The sequence below is a fragment of the Streptomyces sp. B1I3 genome, assembly GCF_030816615.1.
Classification (GTDB): domain Bacteria; phylum Actinomycetota; class Actinomycetes; order Streptomycetales; family Streptomycetaceae; genus Streptomyces.
The window spans coordinates 1907337-1918716 of sequence record NZ_JAUSYD010000001.1 but is presented as its reverse complement, the minus strand read 5'-3'; the positions used below and the strand labels follow the sequence as shown (position 1 = coordinate 1918716).

Below are 11380 nucleotides of genomic sequence, written 5' to 3'. Positions count from 1 at the left end.
AGCCAACGACACTCCGTACGTCGAACTTTTGAGAGTGCCCACCGATCGGGTGACCGGCCGGCGTTCCGCAAAGCACGAAGCTCCTGTGCCGTTGGCAGAGGTGTTCGACGTCTCAACTCATCTGCGCAGGAGCCTCGTTGGTTTCCTATCCTGCCGCACTCGACTTGCCTCACGTCCTGGTCGAGTGGGTAATCGTGCTCATCGTCACCCGTGGGGGTGACCGTCGCTGCAAGCTCCCGTCCCATCAGCGTGCTCTCGTCCGCTGGTCTACCTTCGGCGGCACGAACCGCTCACACGGATCGCCGTCGTCACCGCTGCCGTAGGCCACCGCGCCCGTCGGGCACCCGGGCGCTAAGAATCCTGCGGGAGACCGACCCCGACTACGTCCCGCTCGACGGAACGCTTGCCGCGTGCGGCCGGGTCGGCAAGAGGTGGGCCGACTTCTCGCTGGAGCACCGCCGCCCCGGCGTGAATGCACAGGTTGTCCCGATCCCGGAGCGCGAGCACCCGGCGGGCGAGGCGTTGCGCGGCTGAAGTCCTGGCGCATCTTCCCCCGAGCCCGTTGTAGTCCCAACCGCATGAACGTTCATCGCTGCCGCCGTCCTAACTCTGGAGAGACAACTCTGAAAGAGCTCACCGGTAGGCGAGATCGACTTCTTGAGTCGGACGGGGAGGCGTCTGCATGAACTGCCTGGGGCAGCCGATCCGGCCACGTGAAGGGGGCGTATCGACCCGCGACGCGCAGCAGTGGGAAAGAGTTCGTCTGGTGCCAGCCACTGATGCGGAAGGTGGCTCTAATTGGTCGTTCTGTCCGGTACGCAGCGGAGACTGACGCAGTTGATGACGAGGCGCGTGTCCTCTTCTCGGCTGCTGACAGGTGCCGGGCAGGTGTCCTACGCAAGAGTTCCCATCCGTCCGACCAGTTGGTACGTGAATCGCACGCAGGGCGCCCTCGGAACAGACGTCCCAGGGACTTTTCCGGGCTTTTCATCAGCACTCGCTGGCGTTCACCGCGAGCCCGCCGGGGGCCGGGGCATATCACCCGGGGTTCCGAGGTGGCTGAGTGAATGTTCCCCATGAAGGAGCCTGTCACGCCCATCCCTGTGCCGCTATCAGTTCCTCGTCACCACTTGCTAGTGGGGCTCGGCGAGGCAGCACATACCTCACTGCACACCTCGACGTGTTGCAGGGCAGGACGCTATCGCGGATGCTCTCGGCGAGCGCCTCGGTCAGCAAACCACCGACCCGGACGTGCGGGTCAGCTGGATGATCGAAGGAGCGCCGGTACTCGTGGAGGTCCGGGCCGGGACTGGCCGTAGCCGTGCGGTGCGCTGGATGCGGGCGCGGCGAGGGCTGAACTCCGAATTTAAGGAACGCCAGTGGCGGCGTCGTTGCGGGCATGGCGAGGCCCCTCTGGTGAGCACTCTCCGTAAAGGGTGACGGGCGATCAGGCGGGCCTGACGCATCGTTACCCATCCAAGGTCATCTTGCACACGCGTTGCACAAGGTGATGAAAAGTAGCGGTAATCAATGGAAGGTCGAGAAAGGGTATAACCGCAGGTCATCAGGTATTTAGGGGTGTCGCGCCCCGTGCCGCCTAAGGGCACGACACCCTACCCCTCAGATGTCCCGGAAGATCTCGATCTGCGCACCCACCGAGTTCAACCGCTCGGCCAGTTCCTCGTAACCGCGGTTGATCACGTACACGTTGCGCAGGACGGATGTCCCCTCGGCCGCCATCATCGCCAGCAGTACCACCACCGCCGGCCGGAGCGCGGGCGGGCACATCATCTCGGCGGCGCGCCAGCGGGTCGGCCCCTCGACCAGGACCCGGTGCGGGTCCAGGAGCTGGAGCCTGCCGCCGAGGCGGTTGAGGTCGGTGAGGTAGATGGCACGGTTGTCGTAGACCCAGTCGTGGATGAGGGTCTGGCCGTGTGCGGAGGCGGCGATGGCAGCGAAGAACGGCACGTTGTCGATGTTCAGCCCGGGGAAGGGCATGGGGTGGATCTTGTCGATGGGCGCCTCCAGCTTGGAGGGGCGCACGGTCAGGTCCACCAGCCGGGTACGGCCGTTGTCGGCGGCGTACTCCGCCGTGCGGTCGCAGTCGACGCCCATCTCCTCCAGGACCGCGAGCTCGATCTCCAGGAACTCGATGGGGACCCGGCGGATCGTCAGCTCCGACTCCGTCACCACTGCGGCGGCCAGCAGGCTCATCGCCTCGACCGGGTCCTCGGAGGGGGAGTAGTCGACGTCCACGTCGATCTCGGGCACACCGTGCACGGTGAGGGTCGTCGTACCCACCCCGTCGACGCGTACGCCGAGCGCCGCCAGGAAGAAGCACAGGTCCTGGACCATGTAGTTGGAGGACGCGTTGCGGATGACGGTCGTGCCGTCGTGCCGGGCGGCGGCCAGCAGGGCGTTCTCGGTCACGGTGTCGCCGCGCTCGGTCAGGACGATCGGGCGGCCGGGTTTGATCGCCCGGTCCACCTGCGCGTGGTACAGCCCGTCGGTCGCCGCGATCTCCAGACCGAAGCGGCGCAGCGCGATCATGTGCGGCTCGATCGTCCGGGTACCGAGGTCGCAACCGCCCGCGTACGGCAGGGTGAAGCGGTCCACGCGGTGCAGCAGCGGGCCGAGGAACATGATGATGGAGCGGGTGCGGCGCGCGGCGTCCGCGTCGATGGCCTCGAGGTCGAGCTCGGCGGGCGGCAGAATCTCCAGATCGACGCCGTCGTTGATCCAGCGGGTGCGGACACCGATGGAGTTGAGGACCTCCAGCAGCCGGAAGACCTCCTCGATGCGTGCCACCCGGCGCAGCACGGTGCGGCCCTTGTTGAGCAGGGAGCCGCAGAGCAGGGCCACGCACGCGTTCTTGCTCGTCTTGACGTCGATGGAGCCGGAGAGCCGGCGCCCGCCGACGACACGCAGGTGCATGGGCCCGGCATAGCCGAGTGACACGATCTCGCTGTCGAGGGCTTCACCGATGCGGGCGATCATCTCAAGGCTGATGTTCTGATTGCCGCGCTCGATGCGGTTGACGGCGCTCTGACTGGTGGCGAGCGCCTCGGCAAGCTGCGATTGCGTCCAGCCCCGGTGCTGGCGGGCGTCGCGGATGAGCTTGCCGATACGTGCGAGGTAGTCGTCTTCCATGAGTGGAACGCTATCTCAGATATGAGATGAAGGTCGTGCCGGGGGTGTGGTGTTCGAGTGGATGTCGGGCACCTGTGGCCCCGGGAGGCCCGCATCCCAAGGGTGGGAGGACGCGGGACCGTCCGGCGCGCCGGACGCGGCCGAACGGGTGGGCCCTCAGCCGCTGCGGCGGCGCCGGGTGCTCCTGCGCCAGCCGAACGGGCCCGGCAGGTCCATCGACGTGGTGCGCCGTCCGGTGCTGCTCGTCGTGTGCCTCGGCCCGTGCTCGCCGCCCGTGGTGACGGACCATGAGTGGCGGTTGATGTTCAGCCGGACGCCCGGAAGGATCCGGAAGCTCTTGCGGAAGGTGAGCGGCATCGTTGCCTCCTCCGTCGGAAAGTGCGGACAGGGTGCGGACCGAGCTCGGGTGGGAGCGCGGACAGCGGTGCGCACACGGGTACGGATATCCCGAAGTCGCCCCCTCATGCCTGAGGGCCGCCGGGCGCCGGACCGGCGTGGCCCCGCCCGGCGGACGCCGTTCACCGGGTGGGGCCCTCGCTGCCGCGGCCCGAGGCCGCCCGTCCGGATTCCGGTGAGCCGCGGACAGGCGCGGTGCTCGCGGGCGCCCTGGCATGACCGCGCGGCGGCGATGTACTAGAGTTATCTCGACATCGAGATATCTGCCGAGGCGCGCCGCAGCCGCCGCACGGTAAGGGTTACCTAACTAAGCCTTACCTTAGCGGATGGTCGGGGCCGTAGGCGGCACCACGCGGCGCCGGCCGCCAATGAGGCGCGGCGCGGTAGTACGCGCACATTGAAGAAGGAGACTGTCGTGTCGGCGAACAGCTTCGACGCCCGCAGCACGCTGCGCGTGGGCGACGAGTCGTACGAGATCTTCAAGCTGGACAAGGTCGAGGGCTCCGCGCGCCTCCCTTACAGCCTGAAGGTGCTGCTGGAGAACCTGCTCCGTACCGAGGACGGCGCGAACATCACCGCCGACCACATCCGGGCGCTGGGTGGATGGGACTCGCAGGCGCAGCCGAGCCAGGAGATCCAGTTCACGCCGGCCCGCGTGATCATGCAGGACTTCACCGGCGTCCCGTGTGTCGTGGACCTCGCCACCATGCGTGAGGCCGTCAAGGAACTCGGTGGCGACCCGGCGAAGATCAACCCGCTGGCCCCGGCCGAGCTGGTCATCGACCACTCCGTCATCGCCGACAAGTTCGGCACCAACGACGCGTTCGCGCAGAACGTCGAGCTGGAGTACGGCCGCAACAAGGAGCGCTACCAGTTCCTGCGCTGGGGCCAGACCGCCTTCGACGAGTTCAAGGTCGTCCCCCCGGGCACCGGCATCGTCCACCAGGTCAACATCGAGCACCTGGCCCGCACGGTCATGGTCCGGGGCGGCCAGGCGTACCCCGACACCCTCGTCGGCACCGACTCGCACACCACCATGGTCAACGGCCTCGGTGTGCTGGGCTGGGGCGTCGGCGGCATCGAGGCCGAGGCCGCGATGCTCGGCCAGCCCGTCTCCATGCTCATCCCGCGCGTCGTCGGCTTCAAGCTGACCGGCGAGCTCCCGGCCGGCACGACCGCCACCGACCTCGTGCTGACCATCACCGAGATGCTCCGCAAGCACGGTGTCGTCGGCAAGTTCGTCGAATTCTACGGTGAGGGCGTCTCCGCCACCTCCCTTGCGAACCGCGCCACCATCGGCAACATGTCGCCCGAGTTCGGCTCCACCGCCGCGATCTTCCCGATCGACGACGAGACGCTGAAGTACCTGCGCCTGACCGGCCGCGACGCGCAGCAGGTCGCCCTCGTCGAGGCGTACGCCAAGGAGCAGGGCCTCTGGCTGGACCCGGCCGCCGAGCCGGACTTCTCCGAGAAGCTCGAGCTCGACCTCTCCACGGTCGTCCCCTCCATCGCCGGCCCGAAGCGCCCCCAGGACCGCATCGTCCTGGCGAACGCCGCCGAGCAGTTCGCGGTCGACGTCCTCAACTACGTCGAGGCGCCGGCCCCGCAGCCGAACAAGCTGCAGGGCTCTCCGGTGGACGAGGCGAGTGACGAGTCCTTCCCGGCCAGTGACGCCCCGGCCTACGGCAGCGACGACAACGGCTCGGGCGCGCCCGAGCACGCCTCCTCCACCGGTGTCCCCGTACCGTCGAACCCGGTCACCGTGACCGCCCCCGACGGCACGACGTACGAGCTCGACCACGGCGCCGTCACCGTCGCCGCGATCACCTCCTGCACCAACACCTCGAACCCGTACGTCATGGTCGCCGCGGCGCTCGTGGCGAAGAAGGCCGTCGAGAAGGGCCTGACCCGCAAGCCGTGGGTCAAGACCACCCTCGCCCCGGGCTCGAAGGTCGTCACCGACTACTTCGACAAGGCGGGCCTGACCCCCTACCTCGACAAGGTCGGCTTCAACCTCGTCGGCTACGGCTGCACCACCTGCATCGGCAACTCCGGCCCGCTGCCGGACGAGGTCTCCAAGGCGGTCAACGACCACGACCTGGCCGTCACCTCGGTGCTCTCCGGCAACCGCAACTTCGAGGGCCGGATCAACCCCGACGTCAAGATGAACTACCTGGCGTCCCCGCCGCTGGTCGTCGCGTACGCCCTCGCCGGCTCGATGAAGGTCGACATCACCAAGGACGCCCTCGGCGTCGACCAGGACGGCAGGCCCGTCCACCTCGCGGACATCTGGCCCACCGAGGCCGAGGTCAACGACGTCGTGGCGAACGCCATCGGCGAGGACATGTTCAACAAGTCCTACCAGGACGTCTTCGCGGGTGACGCCCAGTGGCAGGCGCTGTCGATCCCGACCGGCAACACCTTCGAGTGGGACTCCGAGTCCACCTACGTGCGCAAGCCCCCGTACTTCGAGGGCATGACGATGGAGACGACCCCGGTCGAGGACATCACCGGCGCCCGGGTGCTCGCCAAGCTGGGCGACTCGGTCACCACCGACCACATCTCCCCGGCCGGTGCGATCAAGGCCGACACGCCGGCCGGCAAGTACCTCACGGAGCACGGCATCGAGCGCCGTGACTTCAACTCCTACGGCTCGCGCCGGGGCAACCACGAGGTCATGATCCGCGGCACGTTCGCCAACATCCGCCTGCGCAACCAGATCGCGCCGGGCACCGAGGGCGGCTTCACGCGCGACTTCACCCAGGACGGCGGCCCGGTGTCGTTCATCTACGACGCCTCGCAGAACTACCAGGCCGCCGGCACCCCGCTCGTGATCCTGGCGGGCAAGGAGTACGGCTCCGGCTCGTCCCGCGACTGGGCGGCCAAGGGCACCGCGCTCCTGGGCGTCAAGGCCGTCATCGCCGAGTCCTACGAGCGCATCCACCGCTCGAACCTCATCGGCATGGGCGTCCTGCCGCTCCAGTTCCCGGAGGGCCAGACCGCCGAGTCCCTCGGCCTGACCGGCGAGGAGGCCTTCTCCTTCACCGGTGTCACCGAGCTGAACAACGGCACCACGCCGCGCACCGTCAAGGTCACCACCGACACCGGTGTCGAGTTCGACGGCGTCGTCCGCATCGACACCCCCGGCGAGGCGGACTACTACCGCAACGGCGGAATCCTGCAGTACGTGCTCCGCAGCCTGATCCGCAAGTAGACGATCTCCGGCAGCAGAGGAAGGGCCGCACCCCGGGGAACCGGGGTGCGGCCCTTCGCTGTACTAGCTTCGAAGGCCTGATGAAGAGCAACCTGACCTCGCCGGCGGCCAAGGCCGGACACGAGTCCGTGCGGCGCCACAACCTGAGCCTGGTCCTGCGGACCGTCCGTGAGGAGGGCGAGGTCACCAGGGCCCGGGTGGCGGGCCTCGTGGGGCTGACCAGGGCCGCCGTCTCCTCGCTCGTCGAGGAACTTCTCGCACTCGGCTGCCTCAGCGAGTCGGGCAAGACCTCCAGCGGCTCGGCCGGACGCCCCGGCACCGTCCTCACGCTCTCCCGCACCGGACCGGCAGGGCTCGGTGTGGAGATCAACATCGACTACGTGTCGGTCTGCGCCGTCGACCTCACCGGCACCGACCGGGTCCGGGTCACCGAACACACCGACCACAGGGGCGTCCCGCCCGCCGAGGTCCTGGCCCACGCGGCCCGGCTGACCAACCGGGTCATCGCCTCCACCCGGGAGCAGCGACTGCGCGTCGTCGGTGTCGAGCTGGCCCTGCCCGGCCTCGTATCCGGCGGCGTCGTCCGGCAGGCACCGAACCTCGGCTGGAGCCGGGTCGCCGCCGAGGGCATCTTCGGGCAGGCCCTCAGCACCCTGCGCCCCGCCGGGCGCGCGCTGGCCGTCGGCTCCGACAACGAGGCCAACCTGGCGGCTCTGGCCGAGCTGTGGTTCGGCGATCCGGGTGGCGTCCGCACCTTCCTCTACGTCACCGGTGAGATCGGCGTGGGCGGCGCGCTCGTGGTGAACGGTGAGATGCTGCGCGGCGCCCACGGGTTCGCGGGCGAGATCGGGCACGTCGTCGTGGACCCGCAGGGGCCGCTCTGCCGGTGCGGGGCGCACGGCTGCCTGGAGCAGTACGCGGGCCGGGCGGCGCTGCTCGAGGCCGCCGGAATCGACCCGGGGGCCGGGGTCCGGGGGATCGGCGAGCTCGAGCAGCGGGCCGCGCGCGGTGAGGCGCGGGCCCTCGAGGCGCTGCGGGAGGCGGGGGACCGGCTGGGGGTGGTGCTGGCCGGCGCGGTGAACCTGTTCGACCCCGAGGCCGTCGTCCTGGGCGGCATCTACCGCACCCTCATGCCGTGGCTGGAGGGTCCGGCGGACGCCCAGCTCACCGCACGGGTGGTCTCGGGCCGCTGGCACGAGAACGGCAGCAGGCTGCGCGCCTCGTCCCTCTCCGGTGACGCGGCGCGGGGCGCCGCGGCCAGAGTGGTGCACGAGGTACTGGCCGACCCGGGGGCGTACGCGCCGCGGTGAGCGTGCGGTCCCGCGGCCTGCGCACCGTGACCGGCGCGCCCGGTCGACCGCGCCGGTCCACGTGGCCGGTGGTTTCGCCGGTGCGCGCCGACGCGCCTTACCGGCACCGTCGTGCGTGAGGGCGGGCGGACGGCCCGCCGACAGGAGAGGGGCACGCTCTTGACCACGTGGCGCACGACCTTACGGCTGGTGTCGGTCTCCCTGGCCGCCGTCGTTCTGGGCACGGGTGCGACTGCGACCGCGCTCCCCGCGGCGACGGCACACTCGGCGGCCCCCCGGGACAGGACGGCGGAACCGGCCGTGAGCGGCCCGGTCCCCGGCTCCCTGCCTGGGGACCCGAAGGCGAACGACACGGCCGGCACCTACCCCTGGCTCTCCGCGCCCGATCTCGCCGGGGCCGGGTACGTCGAGGAGGAGTTCTACCTGTCGGGACGGGCCGACGCCTACGGCCCCACCGGGGAACGGCTCGCGGACGACGTGCCGTACACGACCCGCATCGTCGTGCGGCGGCCGAGCAGCCCGGCGCGGTTCAACGGCACAGTACTGACGGAGTGGCAGAACGTCAGCGGCGGCTACGACCTGGACGCCCTGTGGGCCCCCGACCAGATCACGCGCGCCGGGTACGCCTGGGTGGGGGTGTCGGCCCAGCGCGTCGGCGTCGACCAGCTGCGCGACTGGAGCCCTGCCCGTTACGGGCGCCTCGACGTGACGGGACGGGGACGTTTCACGGCCGACGAGATGTCGTACGACCTGTACGCCCAGGCCGCCGCGGCGTTGCGCGCGGGAACGGGCAAGGTACTCGGCCCGCTCCGGGCACGGACGCTCCTGGGCATCGGGGCGTCACAGTCGGCGGGCCGGATGACGGTCTACTACGACCGGGTGCTGCCGCAGACCGGTCCGGTGTTCGACGGCTACGGCTTCGTCGTCGGTTCCGCGCCCAGCCGTACGGGCGGTGAACCGGTGTTCCACGTGTTGTCGGAGACCGACGTACGCACACCCGTCCGGCGGGCCGACGACAACGGTTACCGGCGCTGGGAGGTGGCCGGGGCGGCGCACTCCGGCAGGTTCGGACAGGCCTACCGCGAGCCTCTGCTCGCCCGTGACCTCGGCGCGGCGCCCACGTTCTCCTGCGCGCGGCCGCCGTTCAGCGAGGTGCCGCTGCACCACGTGCTCGCAGCCGCCTATGCGCACCTGGGGCGCTGGGTCGAACACGGCGTGCTCCCGCCGGCCGCACCTCCCCTGGAGTTCGCCTCCGACGGCACCAAGGCCCGGGACGCCTCAGGACTGGCCCGGGGCGGCGTCAGGCTCTCGCAGGTCGAGGTACCCACCGCCCTGAACACCGGGGACAACACCGGTGAGACGTTCTGCGTGCTGTTCGGGACCCACGTGCCGTTCACCGCGGAACAGCTGGACCGGCTGTATCCCACGCACGCCGGCTACGCGGCCGGGGTCGCGGCGGCCGACGCCCGTGCGGTACGGGAGGGCCATCTCCTGCCGTCCGACGCGCTCGTGAACCTGCGGGAGGCCGTGTCCTCGGACGTGGGCCGGGACTGACGGTGTGCGGGCGCGGTGTGGGCCGGGACTGACGGTGTGCGGGCGCGGTGTGGGCCGGGACTGACGGTGTGCGGGCGCGGTGCGTGTGCCGGGACGCGCCCTGCGCCCCCGCCGTGCCCCGTACCGTCCGCGCCCGGGCCGCGAGCGAGTCCGCCCGGGCGGCGGCGGGCAAGGAACCGCTGGTGTCTGCCCGCCCGGACGGGGCGGGCAGAGACCTCCGGGCGGAGGGCGCGTCGAGCGGGTGCTGCGTTTCGGCCGGAACGCGGTGGACCGGGGCCTGCGCTCACGCACACGCTCACGCACACGCTCACGCACACAACCGGGGGCGTACGCGTCGTCCCGCCCGCATACGCCCCCGGTGTGAGACAACGATCAGGCCCGGTGCGCCGCGATCAGCTGCTGGTACCAGCGGTAGCTGTCCTTCGGGGTGCGCTCCAGCGTGTCGTAGTCGACGCGGATGATCCCGAACCGCTTCGCGTAACCCAGCGCCCACTCGAAGTTGTCCAGCAGCGACCACACGTAGTAGCCGCGGACGTCGACACCCGCGTCCATGGCGGCCCGCAGCGCCGTCAGGTGGTCGCGCAGGTACGTGACCCGGTCGGTGTCCCGTACGGACCCGTCCGCCTCGACGCTGTCGAACTCCGCGGAGCCGTTCTCCGTGATGTGCACCGGAGGCAGGGCGTCACCGTACGTCTGCTTGAGCACGGTCAGCAGGTCGGTGAAGGACTCCGGGACGACCGGCCAGCCCATGGCCGTCTTGCGGACGTCCGGGTACTCGCCCTCCGTGTACCGGTTGTCCGTGGCGACGCGCAGCGCCGGGTCCGCCTCGCGGTGCGGGGCGGCGGCGACCACGATCGGCCGGTAGTAGTTGATGCCCAGGAAGTCCAGCGGCTGGGAGATCAGCTCCAGGTCGCCCTCACGGCGGAAGTCCTGACCGGTGATCAGCTCACCCCAGGTCTCCTCCTCGGTGGCCGGGTAGCGGCCGGCGAGGATCGGCTCCGTCCAGACCAGGTTGTGCTGGGTGTCGGCCCGTACGACGGCGGCGAGGTCGGCGTCCGATTCCGTGGCCGGGACATTGCGGTCCAGGTTGAGGGTGATGCCCGCCTCCCGGACCCCGGCAGCACGCAGCGCGGTCATCGCGTGGCCGTGGCCGACCAGCAGGTGGTGCGCGGCGGCCAGCGCCCCGCGCCCCTCCTTGGTGCCCGGCGCGTGCCGGCCCACCGAGTAGCCGAGGAAGGCGCTGCACCACGGCTCGTTGAGGGTGATCCAGCGCGGCACCCGGTCGCCCAGGTGCTCGGCCACGACGGCGGTGAACTCGCCGAAGCGCTCGGCGGTCTCGCGTACCCGCCAGCCGCCCTTGTCCTCCAGGGCCTGCGGCAGGTCCCAGTGGTAGAGGGTGGCGGCCGGCTCGATGCCCGCCTCCAGGAGCGAGTCGACGAGCCGGGAGTAGAAGTCGAGCCCCTTGGGGTTGACCGCCCCGCTGCCCGTGGGCTGGATGCGGGACCAGGCGATGGAGAAGCGGTACGACTCCACACCCAGGTCGCGCAGCAGGGCGACGTCCTCCGGGTAGCGGTGGTAGTGGTCGCACGCGACGTCGCCGGTGTCCCCGCCGTCCGTCTTGCCTGGCGTGTGGCTGTAGGTGTCCCAGATGGACGGGCCGCGGCCGTCCTCCTCCACGGCACCCTCGATCTGGTACGAGGCCGTGGCCGCGCCGAAGACGAAACCGGGCGGGAAGACCGGGAAGTCGCTCATGAAT

The 11380-nt window shown here is 70.3% G+C and carries 6 protein-coding genes and 1 pseudogene; 4 read left to right on the top strand and 3 right to left on the bottom strand.

Annotation, left to right across the window (positions count from 1 at the left end):
* Positions 1-137: 137 nt before the first annotated feature.
* Positions 138-627 (top strand): annotated as a pseudogene (locus QFZ58_RS08780) (hypothetical protein).
* 993 nt (positions 628-1620) lie between these two features.
* On the opposite strand, the gene QFZ58_RS08775 reads toward QFZ58_RS08780, so the two are convergent.
* A complete protein-coding gene (locus QFZ58_RS08775) occupies positions 1621-3150 on the bottom strand; it encodes a UDP-N-acetylglucosamine 1-carboxyvinyltransferase (protein WP_307124362.1) in 1530 nt (509 codons plus the stop codon).
* A gap of 156 nt (positions 3151-3306) precedes the next feature.
* A complete protein-coding gene (locus QFZ58_RS08770) occupies positions 3307-3507 on the bottom strand; it encodes a DUF4236 domain-containing protein (protein WP_307124361.1) in 201 nt (66 codons plus the stop codon).
* Between the two features lie 454 nt (positions 3508-3961).
* On the opposite strand from QFZ58_RS08770, the gene QFZ58_RS08765 reads away from it, so the two are divergent.
* The 3 genes from QFZ58_RS08765 (at position 3962) to QFZ58_RS08755 (ending at position 9624) form a co-directional block, all read left to right on the top strand.
* On the top strand, positions 3962-6760 hold the full coding sequence (locus QFZ58_RS08765; protein WP_307124360.1) for an aconitate hydratase: 2799 nt from the start codon (positions 3962-3964) through the stop codon (positions 6758-6760).
* An 80-nt stretch (positions 6761-6840) separates the two neighbouring features.
* Entirely contained in the window at positions 6841-8070 is a 1230-nt protein-coding gene (locus tag QFZ58_RS08760) for an ROK family protein (RefSeq protein ID WP_307124359.1), read from the top strand.
* Between the two features lie 189 nt (positions 8071-8259).
* Complete coding sequence (locus QFZ58_RS08755) at positions 8260-9624, top strand: alpha/beta hydrolase domain-containing protein (RefSeq protein WP_307124358.1); 1365 nt, start codon at positions 8260-8262, stop codon at positions 9622-9624.
* A gap of 372 nt (positions 9625-9996) precedes the next feature.
* Here QFZ58_RS08755 and QFZ58_RS08750 read toward each other — a convergent pair whose 3' ends face one another.
* Positions 9997-11376, bottom strand: coding sequence for a GH1 family beta-glucosidase (locus QFZ58_RS08750; protein ID WP_307124357.1), 1380 nt, complete (start codon positions 11374-11376; stop codon positions 9997-9999).
* Positions 11377-11380: the final 4 nt, after the last annotated feature.

Bases quoted from the DNA above. Each gene is read 5' to 3' on its own strand.
- QFZ58_RS08760 (WP_307124359.1), top strand. From the start codon at position 6,841: ATGAAGAGCAACCTGACCTCGCCGGCGGCCAAGGCCGGACACGAGTCC.
- QFZ58_RS08770 (WP_307124361.1), bottom strand. From the start codon at position 3,507: ATGCCGCTCACCTTCCGCAAGAGCTTCCGGATCCTTCCGGGCGTCCGG.
- QFZ58_RS08750 (WP_307124357.1), bottom strand. From the start codon at position 11,376: ATGAGCGACTTCCCGGTCTTCCCGCCCGGTTTCGTCTTCGGCGCGGCC.
- QFZ58_RS08775 (WP_307124362.1), bottom strand. From the start codon at position 3,150: ATGGAAGACGACTACCTCGCACGTATCGGCAAGCTCATCCGCGACGCC.